The organism is Candidatus Roizmanbacteria bacterium CG_4_9_14_0_2_um_filter_38_17 (assembly GCA_002788855.1).
Lineage (GTDB): Bacteria > Patescibacteriota > Microgenomatia.
The window spans coordinates 1-14,831 of the sequence record PFSB01000001.1 but is presented as its reverse complement, the minus strand read 5'-3'; the positions used below and the strand labels follow the sequence as shown (position 1 = coordinate 14,831).

17 protein-coding genes and 2 tRNA genes are annotated in these 14,831 nt (G+C 39.7%); 8 read left to right on the top strand and 11 right to left on the bottom strand.

The features are described from left to right. On the bottom strand, positions 1-157 hold a 157-nt coding region (gene rpmG, locus CO050_00095), incomplete at its 3' end, for a 50S ribosomal protein L33 (GenBank protein ID PJC32418.1). Between the two features lie 27 nt (positions 158-184). Next, positions 185-269 (bottom strand) — tRNA-Tyr (locus CO050_00090). 72 nt (positions 270-341) lie between these two features. On the opposite strand from CO050_00090, the gene CO050_00085 reads away from it, so the two are divergent. The 4 genes from CO050_00085 to CO050_00070 all read left to right on the top strand — a co-directional run bounded on the left by CO050_00085 (position 342) and on the right by CO050_00070 (position 4,642). Next, a tRNA-Thr gene (locus CO050_00085) sits at positions 342-414 on the top strand. Positions 415-3,620: 3,206 nt separating this feature from the next. Continuing rightward, positions 3,621-3,962, top strand: coding sequence for a hypothetical protein (locus CO050_00080; protein ID PJC32417.1), 342 nt, complete (start codon positions 3,621-3,623; stop codon positions 3,960-3,962). A gap of 78 nt (positions 3,963-4,040) precedes the next feature. Continuing rightward, positions 4,041-4,262, top strand: coding sequence for a hypothetical protein (locus CO050_00075; GenBank protein PJC32416.1), 222 nt, complete (start codon positions 4,041-4,043; stop codon positions 4,260-4,262). Beyond that, the gene (locus CO050_00070; protein ID PJC32415.1) at positions 4,259-4,642 is read left to right on the top strand and encodes a hypothetical protein; all 384 of its coding nucleotides are present in this window, start codon (positions 4,259-4,261) and stop codon (positions 4,640-4,642) included. Before CO050_00075 ends, CO050_00070 begins: the two co-directional genes overlap by 4 nt. A gap of 30 nt (positions 4,643-4,672) precedes the next feature. On the opposite strand, the gene CO050_00065 is transcribed toward CO050_00070, so the two are convergent. Genes CO050_00065 through CO050_00045 form a run of 5 tightly spaced genes read right to left on the bottom strand, consistent with a single transcriptional unit; the run spans position 4,673 to position 6,603 of the window. Then, positions 4,673-5,113 (bottom strand): hypothetical protein, encoded by a 441-nt coding sequence (locus tag CO050_00065; GenBank protein ID PJC32414.1) that lies wholly within the window; start codon positions 5,111-5,113, stop codon positions 4,673-4,675. 1 nt (position 5,114) lies between these two features. After that, the gene (locus CO050_00060) at positions 5,115-5,897 is read right to left on the bottom strand and encodes a hypothetical protein (protein ID PJC32413.1); all 783 of its coding nucleotides are present in this window, start codon (positions 5,895-5,897) and stop codon (positions 5,115-5,117) included. Positions 5,898-5,901: 4 nt separating this feature from the next. Further along, entirely contained in the window at positions 5,902-6,114 is a 213-nt protein-coding gene (locus CO050_00055; protein ID PJC32412.1) for a membrane protein insertion efficiency factor YidD, read from the bottom strand. 19 nt (positions 6,115-6,133) lie between these two features. Continuing rightward, positions 6,134-6,475, bottom strand: a complete 342-nt coding sequence (locus tag CO050_00050) for a hypothetical protein (GenBank protein PJC32411.1) — start codon at positions 6,473-6,475, stop codon at positions 6,134-6,136. Then, on the bottom strand, positions 6,466-6,603 hold the full coding sequence (locus CO050_00045) for a 50S ribosomal protein L34 (GenBank protein PJC32410.1): 138 nt from the start codon (positions 6,601-6,603) through the stop codon (positions 6,466-6,468). The genes CO050_00050 and CO050_00045 overlap by 10 nt, the downstream gene beginning before the upstream one ends. Positions 6,604-6,789: 186 nt before the next feature. Between CO050_00045 and dnaA the strand changes: the two genes are divergently transcribed. Beyond that, a complete protein-coding gene (gene dnaA / locus CO050_00040; GenBank protein PJC32409.1) occupies positions 6,790-8,133 on the top strand; it encodes a chromosomal replication initiator protein DnaA in 1,344 nt (447 codons plus the stop codon). Positions 8,134-8,331: 198 nt separating this feature from the next. Then, positions 8,332-9,441: a DNA polymerase III subunit beta gene (gene dnaN / locus CO050_00035; protein ID PJC32408.1), complete on the top strand. Its 1,110-nt coding sequence runs from the start codon at positions 8,332-8,334 to the stop codon at positions 9,439-9,441. On the opposite strand, the gene CO050_00030 is transcribed toward dnaN, so the two are convergent. Genes CO050_00030 through CO050_00015 form a run of 4 tightly spaced genes read right to left on the bottom strand, consistent with a single transcriptional unit; the run spans position 9,438 to position 13,347 of the window. Then, positions 9,438-9,716: a hypothetical protein gene (locus CO050_00030; protein ID PJC32407.1), complete on the bottom strand. Its 279-nt coding sequence runs from the start codon at positions 9,714-9,716 to the stop codon at positions 9,438-9,440. The two genes, dnaN and CO050_00030, sit on opposite strands and share 4 nt — an antisense overlap. Before the next feature lie 10 nt (positions 9,717-9,726). Continuing rightward, the gene (locus CO050_00025; protein PJC32406.1) at positions 9,727-11,550 is read right to left on the bottom strand and encodes a hypothetical protein; all 1,824 of its coding nucleotides are present in this window, start codon (positions 11,548-11,550) and stop codon (positions 9,727-9,729) included. A gap of 7 nt (positions 11,551-11,557) precedes the next feature. Then, positions 11,558-12,220 (bottom strand): hypothetical protein, encoded by a 663-nt coding sequence (locus CO050_00020; protein PJC32405.1) that lies wholly within the window; start codon positions 12,218-12,220, stop codon positions 11,558-11,560. Between the two features lie 5 nt (positions 12,221-12,225). Next, entirely contained in the window at positions 12,226-13,347 is a 1,122-nt protein-coding gene (locus CO050_00015) for a hypothetical protein (GenBank protein PJC32404.1), read from the bottom strand. An 81-nt stretch (positions 13,348-13,428) separates the two neighbouring features. Here CO050_00015 and CO050_00010 point away from each other — a divergent pair, with 81 nt between their 5' ends. Both CO050_00010 and CO050_00005 read left to right on the top strand, forming a co-directional pair. Further along, positions 13,429-14,214 carry an NAD(+) synthetase gene (locus tag CO050_00010; GenBank protein ID PJC32403.1) on the top strand — a complete coding sequence of 262 codons (786 nt, stop codon included), beginning with the start codon at positions 13,429-13,431 and terminating at the stop codon, positions 14,212-14,214. A 120-nt stretch (positions 14,215-14,334) separates the two neighbouring features. Next, a partial coding sequence (locus tag CO050_00005; protein ID PJC32402.1) for a hypothetical protein occupies positions 14,335-14,831 on the top strand: 497 nt, incomplete at its 3' end.

The window sequence follows — 14,831 nt, the reverse complement described above, 5'->3', positions numbered from 1 at the left end:
CTTTGTGTTCTGTATTCTTATTACATTTAGCACAAAACTTCTTTATACCATCTAGCTTTTCTTCTGTATTTGCCCGATTACGCTCGGTAATATAATTCTGGCTATTACAGTCTTTACACACCAATCCCACTAATTGTCTTGGTCCTTTTCTCGCCATAGACTTGTAATTTTAACACAACTGATGTGCTGGGGGAAGGATTTGAACCTCCGTAGCCCGTACGGGCGCGAGATTTACAGTCTCGTGCGATTGACCACTCCGCCACCCCAGCAATAACCGATATTTTACCACTAGGTTAACTTAACAAAAAATCTCTGCTAAAATATATATATGAATATTATATGCCCATGTAGCTCAGTTGGTAGAGCGCAGTCTTGGTAAGACTGAGGTCGACGGTTCAATCCCGTCCGTGGGCTCACTCTCAACTTTTTCCACTAACTCCTGAACTTGTCCTTGAAAAACATCTCCGCCCCCACCCATCTCCTGTTCCTTTGCTACAAACTCCCCAGCACTAAGCCTTACTTCAAGATAACTGGTAATATCACCCAGCGCAAACTCCCCAAGCATCACAAACTGCAGATACTGACCATATTGCTCTTGTGCTTGTGCGTACTGTTCTTGCGTACCCGCCTGCAACATCTGCGTCACTATTCTTAGTTCAGAGATCTCTGATTTTATCCAGCTTAAGCGATCCATAAATCCTTGGTCTTGTGGAATTGGTGCTTCACGGTAGTATCTAATCCAGAGATTTTTTACATCTTCCAGGTCGTCATCTGTAACTTTACGTACTTGTGCTTTAACCTGCTCAAAATCCTTCTGAACGTGCGGAATATTCAACTCCTCCATCTGTTCTTCAACCTCGCGTCGTTTAGCTAGATCTGTTTCAAGCTGAGCAATATCATGTAGCTTCTGAAGAGTTAGATCAAGCTTCTGTAGCACTGGGTCAAGGTTAACAACTGGAGCCATAGGAGTTTCTATTGGAATGTTCACTTCTAGTTTACGCTCCTTAGTATGTTTCAGAGTTTTAGCTAATTCCTCTTGTACTTCTCCTGTCTCTACAAAGACTTTCTCTTCTTCATTAGCTATCGCTGCTGTTTTTTGAGCTTCGCTGTTAACTTCTTCAATTACGGTCTTTGCTGCTTCAAGCTTAGCTTTCATATATACCACAGTCTCATCGTTATTAAACCCTCCAAGTAATAAGAATGGTAGAATTTTTTCAACCTCACTTAACCCTTCTTCCTTCATCTCTGGTTTATCTGACTGTAGAAGATTCAACGCGTTAGTAATTCGAACAGAGTCTTCATTAATCCAGTCTGCTCTAGATTTAATCTTTCCTGATAATGGAACACTGGAATTGCGATAGTGATTCAACCACATGCTCTTAACTTCTTCATAGTCATCAACCGATACGCGCTCTGATTTTTCTTCTTGATCCATATCCACTGGTTTGGATATCACTAATGTATCAACAATCTGCGCCGCTTGTTCCTGTGAAAGATCTACTTCTTGCGCTATCTGCTCAATCTGCTTAATAGGAGACATGCTCGCAATTGTTGGAAGCATTCTTACGACTTGACCAACCTGAGTTTCTGTTACTTTAGCTACTTCTGCCGCTTTCTTAATTTGGCTTACAGATATTGCGGCTGGTAATTCGTGTGGGATTCGCGCCAACTCAATCCTACCTCTACTAGTAGTTAGTAAATCGAGTATTTCTTCTGCTTGTTCTTTGGTTACCCTCGTCTCTTCAATTATCTTTTCTATTGTTTCATGGTTTACCCATTGGTCTTGTTGTTGCAGCTCTCTCACCTTTGGCATGATAGAGGCAATTTGTTTAACTTGCTCCGCTGCCACTCCAGTTGCTTGAGATATGCTCTCAAAGTCTGACTGGGTAAGACTTGCCTGGGTTTCTTTAATCAGCTGCGTCACTTCGCTCGACTTCTCTTCGCTTAAGCTCGTTTGTTCTACAATATTCTTAATCTGGTCTACAGAGGAAAGTGTGCTTGTGCTCGATATCATACTTGCCACGTTCTGCACTTGTTCATGTGATACTTGGGAACTTTCAGAAATCTGGTCTATTTGGGTTGAACTTAAGCTCGACTGTCTCTGTGAAATATTGTTCACAACATTTTGAACCTGATTATGTGTGAGCTCTGAAGTTTTCACAACATGGGAAATCTGCTGCGCACGTGGAAGATTTGAAATCGTTGGCAACACTCCTGCAACTTTCTGCACCTGTTGCTCTGTTACTCCAACTTTTTGAGCAACACTTATAAGCTGTTCCGCGCTTGCTTTTCCGGCTCCAACCACAAACTCGGAAATTGTAGGGTTAGAAGCCGACTGGAGTATTCGCGATGCAGCTTCATCGCCTTGTTTCGCTCGGGTTACTAACTCATTTCTAACCTGTGAGTACTGCTGTCGCTCTTGTGATGTAATAGCCGCTACTGGATTAGCGATCCTATCTAGCTGCTCTCTCACGTTCTTCTGGTATGACTCACTTGTTTCGATCCGTGCTAAATCTTGTAGTTTGTTTACCGTGATGTTTAGATTTTTACTTAATTCATTGGTTTGAATTTTTTTAATATTGCTCATTTTTTCTATAGATATTGAGCGTTTGATTGATTCTTCAGATTTTCTAGGTAAACTATGAAACAGTTGTTCTTCTTGTACTTTTCTAAACGGCAACCGCATTGCTTGTTTTACTGCACCCGTAGGTGAGGATGTGTCTCCTGTACTTGGTGGTTTTCCAGGTGTTGTGCTACTTCTAAGTTGGCCATAGATTGCTTTCAGTGTTCCTTGATTTTGTTTAAGAATATCGCAACAATAATCTCTAAATATACGCAACAATAACCAAGGAAGCATAATTGCTACCCAGAGCATAATAATTGAAACCACATATTCGGCAAATGTGTCTATATAATTAGCACTATTAAGTTGATCTAGGGTTTGAGCTGGACCTCCCCAGAGAATATTAATGGAGGTTTCAAAAGGTAAGGCTTGCTGAATAGTTGTAGCATCGGGATTACCTGTCAGACCAGCGGGTGTACGTGAAAAATCAAAGCCATACGGAATTCCTTGGCTCCATATCTTTACAATCGAACCAATAAATAATGTAAATAGCGGACCATAAAATAGCCACTGTAAAAAGACTCCAATCCAGATCCAACCAACGTTTCTAATGAACGTAAATGGCATCATCAGCGCCAAGAAGGGGGCTATGATCATTAAAAACCATAAAACTACATCTCTTAAAATCATTACGTATGACATTATGTTGTAGGTCATTGTGGTTAAGCGAATATAGAAAAGCGAGGTATTAATCATCTCCAAGTTACGACCATTGGCGTCAAAAAAACTATAACCAACAAAACCCGAATAGTTTTTTTCCATTTTCGCAACTGTTTCTTGGTATTGAGCAAGCGAATCAGGCAAACACTTTGTGGCTTCACCAAAATTAATATTGAACAACTTACAACCATCGAGCCTCTCAATAAAGAAGTTTTGCAAAATTTGTGCAAACTCAATTAAACCCAGCACGAATACATAGGAAAAAGTGGCATAAACCAACAAGGCTGCAATTCTCATAATTAATGTTCCCGCGGTTAAACCAGCAAATGGAGAAGAGATGCCTGAGAATATTGGCCCCGTTTTACCTTGCCTCCTGGAGACAACAATTCCAAGTCCTCCCATTGCAATCACAATAATAAAGAAAACGTACACCACGTTTCTTGAAAACGCCCAGAGTCCTGAAATCACCTGGGAACGGTTTATGGCAGGATGTGACATTGTCCAGTACAAAAGCTCGCGCGCGCGCTCTGCGCTTTTTCCAACTTCTGTAACAACTGGATCTTCTTTCCAGCCCGCGGATACAATATTTGGGTTAACCACAGAGGAAAACAGCACAACTAAAACAAACAATAAAGCAGCGACCACGAGCCACCTCTGGGCAGATTTAAGCATATTTTAAGTATAGAATAATTAGGCAGGTTTTACAATCACTCATAAGTTTGACTTCACCCTTGAGTTTTGTTAAGATTAGCTCGGTATGAAAAGTATAAACGTTACTACTAAAAATATGAGTAAATATGCAGGGAAATGGGTAGCTATCGATCCTGAGAAAGATCGTATTGTTGCGGTTGGAAATACGCTCAAAGATATCTCTCCATTGGTGTCTGGTAAAACTATCGGCAAAGATAAAATAGCGGCTGCATCTTTTAAAGTTCCGTATAAAGATGAAGGACCATACATATTGATTCTTTCTGAATGAAAACATTTCCCTATCGAAAAAATTCCACAGGAGATTCTTTTCCCGTAATTGATCTTTTTGTTTCCAAAAACAATCGCACTACAAGGATTTTTAGCCTAGTAGATTCAGGAGCAACTATTTCTGTTTTTAGAGAGGATGTGGCTGAACAGCTTAATATAACCATTGAGGATGGAAAAGAAACTTTTCTAGGTGGTGTTGGTGGTAGAATTAAGGGGTATATTCATACATTGGACGTAGAGATCGCAGGTAAAACGTTCCCTTGCCCTGTGGTTTTTTCCCATGAATATCTGGTTTCTTTTAATCTGTTAGGAAGAGAGGAATTTTTCAAAAAATTCAAAATAATTTTTGAAGAAAAGAAAAATTTACTAAAACTTGAGTAGCCTACAAAAACCAAATAGCTGCTTAAATATTTATACAGCTTTTACAATCACCTGGCGGTGACGACCGACACCCGTTGATTCAGATGTAATTTCTGGATAGTTTTCCACTAACATATGAACCAGTCGCCTCTCAAAAGACTGCATTGGAGGTAATTCTTCGTCTTGACCCGATTCTGACACTCTTCTGGCTGCTCGCTCAACCATGCGACGCAACACATCTTCTCTTTGCACTCTATATCCACCAATGTCGAGTAGTACCTGCTGCCACTTTTCGCTTCCATTGTTTAATATTAATCCCACCACCAACTGCAATGCATGCAGTGTTTCCCCTTGATTCCCTATAAGCAAACCAGAGTCTTCTGATTCCAGATTAACTTTTAAAATACTGTCTTCCTTGGAAACGGACACTTCTCCCGAGAAGCCCATATTTTTTAGCAACTCTTCTGTAATTTTTTTTACTTTCTTTTCCATGTTATTTCCCCGCAAATTCGCGCTTAACGCGAAACTGCTGTAGTATACCAAAAGCTGCAAATGTATTCCAATACAGCGTTAATCCGAGTGGAAATGCATAAGAGATCCAGCCCAACATCAAGGGAAACATAAATTTCATCTGCTTCTGCATCGATGTACCAAAGTCTTCCTCCTTGCCCTCTTTCTTAACCATAGGAGCTGATCCTTCCGTCATAAGCTGGGTCTGGTAAAAAGAAAGACCCGCTGTTACTACTGGGATCACCAAAAGCCATATGCCCATCTCTTTCCAGTCCGAGGGTTTAATTCCCAAGCTAATTCCAAAAAAGTCTGGGTTCAAATCCATAATTTTAAGAAAAGGGAAATATACTATCTTGTTAATCTGTCCAACAAGAGCTTCAAAATCACCATTGTTTAAGACCTGTAAAAACACGCGGTACAAGCCAATTAATATTGGAAACTGCAGTATGGTTGGTAAACAACCGGCAGCAGGATTAATCCCATGTTTCTTAAACAGCTTAAGCTGTTGTTCTTGTTGTTTCTTTTTGTCTTTGTATTTTTCTTTAAGCGTGTCTAGCTCAGGCTTAATTAGTTGCATTTTATGAGCCGAAGCAAGTTGTTTTTTACTTAAAGGATATAGCAGTATTCGGATAACAATAGTTAGTAAAATTATGGAAAAACCCATGGCTCCAGAAATTCCAAGGCTCTGTATTGGCTTTAAAACAGCCATCCAGAGGTTGACAATTGGCCAGATAACTAGTTGGTTAAATATTGTTGGCTCGATCATACGATTATTCTATAGGGTCGTGCGTTAATTCTTTTGTAAGAATAGGATTACATCTTAAAACGCGCCTCATGCACAGCAACGACCCAATAATTGTACCATGACTCAGTATTGATTCTTCACAATATGTTGAGCATGAAGGGATAAATCTACACGCGCCTTTAGGCGCAAAAGGCATATGACGATATGCTTTTATGATCTGAACCACTATGTTACGCATTTATCAATTGTTTCATAGTTTACCTAATCCCTGCTTTAACCAATAACTGTTCAATCTCTTCTTTTGTAATGGCCAAATTCAAAACCTTTATTAGTACCAATTCTCCTGGTTTGACTCTAGAATGCAGTCCACGCACAACCTCAAAAACCAACCGCCTTGTTTGGTTACGCTTTATTGATCGCTTGTCCAGTTTTTTAGGAACGATCACCCCAAACTTAGTTAAGTCGTTATCATTTAATAATACTTGAGCCATTAGGTTGTCACTGCGATAGCGCTTGCCACTGTGCTGAAATTTCTGAAAAAGGGGCTCGGTGAGTTGGATACGATATTGTTTGCTTAACACAACAAAAATTAGATAGATAAATTTTTGCGTCCCTTTAGTCTTCGTCTTTTCAGCAGCTTAATACCACCAATTGATCTAAGACGTGCCAAAAAACCATGTACGCGTCTTCTGCGCTTTTTTTTGGGTTGAAATGTCCGCTTAACCATTGTGGGCAATTATATCATGACCCCGTCCCAGTGTTGACAATTGTGGAAAACTTTATTAACATAGGTAAACTGCCTACGATTTCAGGTCTAAATTAATCTTAACTAGACAATTTCATTAATGTGGATATGTGGATAAAATAATAGTAAACTATGAAACATAGGTAAACCATGAAACATAAGTAAACCATGAAACATATGAATATGGATTTAAAACAGTTATGGGAAGAGGTGCTTGCCGAGGTTGAACTCGAGGTATCAAAACCTGAGTTTTCAGCTTTTTTTTCGTCAGCTCAACTTGAAAAAATTAGCGATGGTTTTGCAATAATTTCCTGCCGAAACAACGCTGAGCGGCAATTTTTGGAACAGAAATTCAACCCAATAATTACCAAGCTCCTTTCAGACAAACTAAAACTCCCAATCACTATACAGGTTAATATTAGGCAAGAGGCTAATGGTAAGGAAGTCGACCTTGGTCCTCTTTTTACCCCGACAATTAATACGGCGGGTCTGGACCCGCTTTACACCATTGACAACTTTGCAGTATCCAGCTCAAACCAACTAGCCTATGCAGCCGCCATGGCAATTATTAAAAATCCCGGTAAAACCTATAATCCTCTTTTTTTATGGGGTGGAGTTGGTTTTGGAAAAACCCACCTCATGCATTCAATTGGCCATGAAATATTAAAACAAGACTCTTCTGTTAAGATTGTTTCTTGCATGGGAGAAGAGTTCACAAATGGTATTGTTGAGGCTATAAAAAATAACACCACAGATGCATTTAAACGCAAGTATCGTCAAGCACAGCTTTTACTTCTTGATGACATTCAATTTATACAAGATAAAATTAAAGTTCAAGAAGAATTTTTTCATACATTCGTGAGTATAAAAAAGGCTGGTGGACAAATTGTTTTAACCTCAGACCGGGCACCACACGAATTATTTGAGCTAGAAGCCCGCTTGCGTAGTCGTTTTGAGGCTGGACTCATTATAGATATTTCTCCTCCTAATTTTGAGCTTCGTTCGGCGATAGTTTTAATCAAGGCGCGCCAAAGAGGTAAGTCTATTCCTATGGATGTTGCTCAATACCTCGCCGAGCAGATCGACGATACGCGCCGACTTGAAGGAGCTCTAATTCGCTTGCTTACCGAATCTGAGATTGATCACAAACCTTTAACTATTGAATTCGCTGAAGGTGTTCTGGGTAAAACTTCAAACAACAACTCCACAAGACCCCGCGCGACTGTTAGCGACGCGATGAAACTTGTTTCAAACCAGTTCAACATTACTCTAAGTGATCTAAAGGGGGAGAGGAGAACTCGTTCAATCGCCGCCCCTCGACAAATACTAATGTATTTATTACGCAAAGAACTAAAGATGTCGTTTCAAGATATTGGTTTATTCTTGGGTGGGCGCGACCACACGACCATAATTCACGGTGTGGATAAAGTAGTGCATAAGTTGTTGAAAGATCCTGGATGGAGTGGGGAAATACTGCAGATAAAAAAATTACTTTCTGGAAAGAATGTTTAACTTCTCCACTTATCCACAATTGCCTCGACTTTATCCACTGATTTATCAACATAAAATGTGGGGGTTTTTCCACATCTACCACATTAACTATAGATTGTACTTGACAGCTCTCTTACAATTTAATAAACTTATCCCATCTGTCTACTAATACTACTTCTTGTATTATTAACAGAAAAAATACATATCAACGGGTAAACCATGAAACACATGAAAGCCAGCATCTTACAAGAAAACCTAAATAACGCCTTGAAGTCCGTTTCTGGTTTTGTTCCTTCTAATCCACAGTTACCAATCTTACAAAACATATACCTAAAATTTACAAAAGGAAAAGCTATCTTCTCAGCAACAGACCTTTCTATCGGAATATATAAAGAAACCAGAGCAAAGGTAGACGAAGAAGGTGAAATATGTGTACCATTTAAAAACCTGTCTGCACTTGTAAATCAACTACCAGCCGGTAAGGTTGACATATCTGTTAAGGACAATATCCTTAGTATTAAATCAGAAAAAATAAGCGCAGAATTTAATGGGGTACAAGCCAATGAATTTCCCGTTGTGGTAATAGGGGAGAAGAAGGGTAGAGTAGAAAGAAAAATAATTCAAGAAATCGCAGAAGAGGTGGCTTTTTCTGCAGCTTCAGACGAAGCAAGGGTAGTATTAACCGGTATTTTAATTGAAAAAACAGATTTTGGACAGAGAATTGTAGCAACCGACGGATTTAGACTGTCTATTAAGCAAATAAAAGGAGAAAAACTAAAATTTGACGAAGAAAGAGTAATTATTCCTGCGCGATTTTTTATAGACATAGCAAGAATCATTCCCGAGGGGGCTGAATTATTTTTAGAACTGGATAAAAATAAAAAATCTATTACCGCCTCTTGGGAAGACACAACCATTAGCTCTCAATTAATAGAGGGTGAGTTTCCTAACTTTGAACAAATAATTCCTCAATCTCATACTACGAGAGTGTTAATAGATAAAGAAGAGCTTGGACGCCTAGTAAGAACCGCTTCAATATTTGCCAGAGAGAGCGCAAATATTATCCGTTTAAAAATAGAAAACAACGAACTTCATATTAGCGCCAACTCTCCACAAGTAGGAAAAAACACCAGCTCCATGCTTGTGGAAGAAGAAGGAGATGATCAAAAAATAGCTTTTAACCACCGCTTTTTGCTAGACTTACTTAAGGGGGTTGATGGCAAAAATTTAGCTTTTGAAGTAAGTGGTCCTTTAAAACCAGGAGTATTTCGCGTATCTGGAAAAGACGACTATCTTCACATCATTATGCCGGTTAGAGTACAAGACTAAAGAGCTCCCCGTTGTAATTCATATGGCCCCGCCCCAGTTATTCCCGCAGACCCAGACATTAATAACATAGGAATTATAACTAGTAACAATAAAACCACTATAACTACCACAACCGCAATTCCTGCCGGAGACAACAAAAAAGGAACAGCACGAGCGGTCACACTTGTTGCGCGGATAGCTCTTGCTGCATTTAATCCACGATTAATATTAACCCCCGTGCTCCATAATCCATCTATTAAAGAACGTTTTTGAGGCTGTTGTTCTTGATTATCCACCGTTATTTTTCTAACCTAAAATATCTTTTGGACTGGTCGTGACTAGTTCATATTCATCAGGTGAGGCCACAATTTTCATAGCAACATGAGATTGACCAGCAAAGAATAAGCCTTCCCCAACATCGGTGGACAACAAGAAATTTTTTTCTCCACCTGATAAATAAAACACTTCCGAAATTTTATCTACCGCCGCGGGAGACTGTTTTAACAGAATCTGCATAGATGAATTGGTGATAATAGCCTTACCGTGATCTGTAGCCAGAAAATCTTCTACATCCTGCGTAATGGTGGTTAGGCCTAAATAATACTTTCTTGAACGCTTGGCGATTCCATAGATGTACGCAGCTGAGTCTTTATATTGCATTAGATGCCACGCTTCGTCGATAATTAATATACGCTTCTTAAGCTCTTTCTTAATTTTAGTCCAGACATAGTCTAGTATCATAAACATCGCAATTGGCCTAAGCTCAGACTGTAAATCACGAATATTAAAAACTGTTAACGGGTTATCTATGTTTAAGTTAGACTGCTGGTTAAATATACCCGTTAACGAACCTTTAATAAACTTTTCCAAGCGATCGGCCAGTAGTCTTGCCTTATCCTCTTCCATTCCAATTAAAACTTTATATAAATCCTCCATAAGAGGAGGCTCGTTACGCTGGGTATCTGGGTCAGAAGTTATTCCTTTTTGACGATACGTCTCCACCAGAGCACGATCTAGTATGGCGTCTTCTTCTGGTGAAATATCACCCATAATTACGCGCATTAACGCGTGAATAGACAGGATTTTTAGGCTCAACTCATTTTCACCCTCGGTCACAATTTGAGACAGGTCAAATGGATTTATCTTAACCGGAGAGTTCATGCTAAATTCCACAACTTTTCCTCCGTATGTTTGAGCAAGCGCAACGTATTCTCCCTCAGGATCAATAGCAATTACTTCGGTTCCAAACATTAACGAACGCACAGCCTCAAGTTTTATAAGAAACGACTTACCAGCACCGGACTTTGCCAGAACAACGCTGTTCGCGTTTTCTAAGCTAAAGCGGTCAAATATTACCAAGCTTCCATCGTGCTCATTAATTCCATATAAAATTCCCCTATTTGCTGTTAAAGAGGCTGTCGAAAAAGGAAACGTGGTTGCCAACGAGGTAGTATCCATGTTTCTCTTAATATCTAATTCATCTTTAAATAGTGGCAACGTAGACTTAAAACCCTCCTCCATCTGTAGGGTTGCATGTTTAGAGATAATTAATAGAGCTCCTAAGGAAGACTCAACCTGTTTAGTTACCTGATTTAATTCTTCCACGCTTTTTCCTGGGATGGTTATGTATAGTCCAAACTGGAAGAAGCGCTCTGCTCCCTTTGCTAATTCGGACTGCAAAGACATCGCGTCGTCTAACGAAATCTGAACCGATGGGTCAACAACCCTACCTCTCCTTAAGTCGTTATTTACGGTTGCCTCCATTTGGGCTATTTTATGTTTTAGGTCTTTTAAAATTGCCCCAGAATCCTGGGGATAAATAAACATCGAGATTGTTAATGAGTGGTCAAACGATATTAGAGGTTCTAGCCAATTAGAAGACACGTACCGCGGATAACCAATTACAAATAAGGTGCGGTAATGTGAGTTGTTTACCCGAAGACTATCAAAGTCTACCTCAATAATTGATGGAGCGATTATATCTTTTAGTGACAAGGTTCCAGCTGCAAATTTTTGGCGCTGTCTGCTTAAAACCACATCTTGCGACGACTGCTTGTCTTTCTTAGTCACGACCTTGTTTGTTGCTGTAGCAGGATTTATTTGTTTTTTATTTCGCTTAAATAAAGACATGTTTAAATTATTGTCCCGTTATAATTGGACGAGTATATTGTTCGCTATCTATTATTTTCTCGCCTTCACTTGTGTCTTTGTTGAACAGTGCATAGTGTAGCTCAATTAGCTGCTCGGTGCTAAGTTGTTGGCCGCGCAGGCCCAGTCTGGAAATCTGGCGTATTACATGGTCACGCTTAGGTAGTAGAGCTGTTTTAGCTCTTTTCACAATATAATCTATAGGGTACGGAAGTTTTGTGGCCTTAGAACCAGAAACCCCTCCTTTAATTCCTAATTCATATACAGAAAAAGGAACCACAATAAAAAAGCGCTTTTCTAAAACTTCATTATCTTGCACAATGTTCTGGATAAATTCATAATATTTCTGTGTCTGTATTTTTAGTAAACCAATTTCTTGTTTTTTTATTTGATCAGCAATCAGGTTTAGATAATTACTAATATCCATTTTGCGGCTATGAATTAAGATTTGAATAGGAAAAGACAAAGAATTAATAAATGCTGCAAACGAGTAAATTAGAGCGTCTTGTTCTCGCTCAGAAAGGAGACCAAAGTTTACCGCAGAGGTTTCAATCACTAGCGCAGCGGAGCCATCACGCATAATTACGATATCATCTCGAATATTTTCTATTTCAATAAAGTTTTGTGTTGTTCCTTTAACTTGGGCAGTCATATTTCTTAATTACTAAATAATTTCGACTTAATTACACTTGATACATCCTGTTCTACAGGTTGCTTATTGACAACAGATTTAGCCCCAATCTGAATCGGTTGAAACATTCCTCCTTTAAGCGTTGTTTTGATTATATCAAAGACAAACATTTTCTTTGGGTCTTCCAACTCAATGTAATAAGTTCCATTTGCTAATGGGGTATGAGAAACAACCTGTCCTAATGAGTTGGATTTTAAAGCTCTCACAATCATTTTGTGCTCATTTTTAATTATGGCGAGTATATCTGGTAATGGTTTTCCAGAAGTATCTAGAATCACAGCAGAAAGTGCATTTAGTTGAGTGGGAGCGTTAACAAAGCCCATACCCGTAGCTGCTTTAGTTTCCAATACCCGAACCTCAGTATTCGCGGTTGGCTGAATTTCTTGAGGCGGCATTTCGGCCGGAGCCTCAATAACCGGCATTTCGGCCGGAGCCTCAACTCTCTCTTGTAAAATATCTTCAATAGAGCGAATGGTGGTTTTTACAGATTGGCTAGCTGGCTTCATCACTGTGTTGTCTAGGATTGCGTCGGAATGTGTTCGCCTACCCAGGTTAGCTTGGTGGCTAATTATAGCGCCCGTTGTTTTAGTACTAAGCGCGGTATTTGTTTTGTGTAACGCCTTTTTCTCGTTGTCATCAATAAGCTCATGGGGTTGTTGTTTTTTGTTTGCTAAGTAAGCATTGAGCTTGGTGTCCACGCTTTTCATCTCTTCCTCAGTAACAGAATTCACTTTTTGTTTTGATGAGATGTTGGTTGTTCCGAATTTAAAACTAGGCTCCATAACCATTGGTAGTGATTTTCCCCTTTTCCAGCCAAACTGGGTGGGAGTGGTAACACTTTTAATAAACGCCATTAACCATTTATCTAAAGGTCTTCCCTGTATAGGAGCAAATGCAAACGCAGCTCCACTAGACCCAATGATTATCCCAACCATAAACTTCAACACCCCTGGTCCAGGTATAGCTCTAAACGCAATGTATCCAAGAACTGCCCCAGCAGCTAGATAACCAAATTGTTTCAAGGTTATATCGCCAACCAGCTTAAACTGAAACGATGTTACGTTACGTGGAATTGGATGTTGCTGCATATTTTAATAATATCACGATTCGAGCGAAACAAGGCTTAACCCTACACAAAGTGTAAGGTTAAGCCTTAAGTGAGCGAGGCGATGTATAATTTAGACATGTTAAATCTTAACTCTCAACAAACAGCTAAAAAAATAGAAGAATTTATAAAAAACACTCTCAAGAGTCAAGGCTTCAAACGGGTAGTCGTAGGTGTATCTGGTGGTATAGACTCAGCTACCGCATTAGCACTGGCCACAAAAGCTCTAGGAGCCCAAAACGTGCATGTAATAAGCATGCCGTACGGCAATAATGGCAAACAAGGAACAGTAAGCAGTATAGATATTAAACCCATAGTTGACAGCTTCAATAAACCTACAAGGTCAAACCCTGCAAGTAGTAAATTAAGGTTGGGGAATATTATGGCGAGGGTTAGGATGATAATCCTATATGATTATGCAAAGAAAAACGACGCATTGGTTTGCGGAACAGAGAACAGGAGCGAGTACTACCTTGGCTACTTTACACGCTTCGGCGATGAAGCTTCAGATTTAGAGCCGCTTATTGGATTATATAAAACACAGGTAAGGCAGCTAGCTAAGTATCTTAATGTTTCCAAAGCTATCCTAGACGCCCAGCCCACAGCTGAACTCTGGGAGGGCCAAACTGATGAGCAAGAATTAGGATTTTCTTATGAAAGCGCTGACCCAATAATATATTTATACTGTGACAAAAAAATATCAGCAGATAAAATAGTAGCCGAAGGACATAATCCAAAACTTGTTAAAAAGGTCGTAGATAGAGTAAACCAAGCATCTTTCAAACACCTCCTCCCATTTACACCACCACAAGCGAGACAAGGTCTAACCCTGCAACCCTGCACGAAGTGAAAGGTTAAACCTTAAGCGAGTGGGGTAAATATTGTCTTAACCCCAGCTCCTGCTGTATACTAAAAAATAAGCATGACAAAAGACTTGCAATTTACTATAGGGTTTAATCTAATACGCTAGATGGCATCAGATGAAACATCTGTATCTTCGATAGAACCGGGAACTCCGGTTACTGGTCCTTCTGGTCCTGGACCAGAACAAGAGTCTCCCAAAAAATCCTTACTAGACAAAGTAAGGGATATGCGCAAAGATTTAAAGGGCAAACTAGATCCCAAGGCTCAGGTCTACGCTGAAAACCGCACCCAGCGTCAACTGGATATCCAAGCGGAACTTAAGGTTCAAGATGTGGTATCAGAAAGCAATGCGGTAGTCTCACGTGCCACAGCCATGGCCAATCTTTCACAAGAGCTAGCCAACGACGCAAGCTCCATCTACCAGCCAGTATTTAAAGGACTCAGCGTAACTCATAGCGAGCTAGTTAATAATCCAGAACTTGCCTACACAATCATTAAATTTATCTCAAACGATGAATATGCAAGAAATCCTTTTATGCTAAGCCGTATTATGCTTGAAGCGACACATAGAGGAGGAAAGTCAGATCTAGCCGTAAGATTTAG

Bases quoted from the DNA above. Each gene is read 5' to 3' on its own strand.
- CO050_00080 (PJC32417.1), top strand. From the start codon at position 3,621: ATGCCTGAGAATATTGGCCCCGTTTTACCTTGCCTCCTGGAGACAACA.
- CO050_00075 (PJC32416.1), top strand. From the start codon at position 4,041: ATGAAAAGTATAAACGTTACTACTAAAAATATGAGTAAATATGCAGGG.
- CO050_00070 (PJC32415.1), top strand. From the start codon at position 4,259: ATGAAAACATTTCCCTATCGAAAAAATTCCACAGGAGATTCTTTTCCC.
- CO050_00065 (PJC32414.1), bottom strand. From the start codon at position 5,113: ATGGAAAAGAAAGTAAAAAAAATTACAGAAGAGTTGCTAAAAAATATG.
- CO050_00060 (PJC32413.1), bottom strand. From the start codon at position 5,897: ATGATCGAGCCAACAATATTTAACCAACTAGTTATCTGGCCAATTGTC.
- CO050_00055 (PJC32412.1), bottom strand. From the start codon at position 6,114: ATGCGTAACATAGTGGTTCAGATCATAAAAGCATATCGTCATATGCCT.
- CO050_00045 (PJC32410.1), bottom strand. From the start codon at position 6,603: ATGGTTAAGCGGACATTTCAACCCAAAAAAAAGCGCAGAAGACGCGTA.
- dnaA (PJC32409.1), top strand. From the start codon at position 6,790: ATGAAACATATGAATATGGATTTAAAACAGTTATGGGAAGAGGTGCTT.
- dnaN (PJC32408.1), top strand. From the start codon at position 8,332: ATGAAACACATGAAAGCCAGCATCTTACAAGAAAACCTAAATAACGCC.
- CO050_00025 (PJC32406.1), bottom strand. From the start codon at position 11,550: ATGTCTTTATTTAAGCGAAATAAAAAACAAATAAATCCTGCTACAGCA.
- CO050_00020 (PJC32405.1), bottom strand. From the start codon at position 12,220: ATGACTGCCCAAGTTAAAGGAACAACACAAAACTTTATTGAAATAGAA.
- CO050_00015 (PJC32404.1), bottom strand. From the start codon at position 13,347: ATGCAGCAACATCCAATTCCACGTAACGTAACATCGTTTCAGTTTAAG.
- CO050_00010 (PJC32403.1), top strand. From the start codon at position 13,429: ATGTATAATTTAGACATGTTAAATCTTAACTCTCAACAAACAGCTAAA.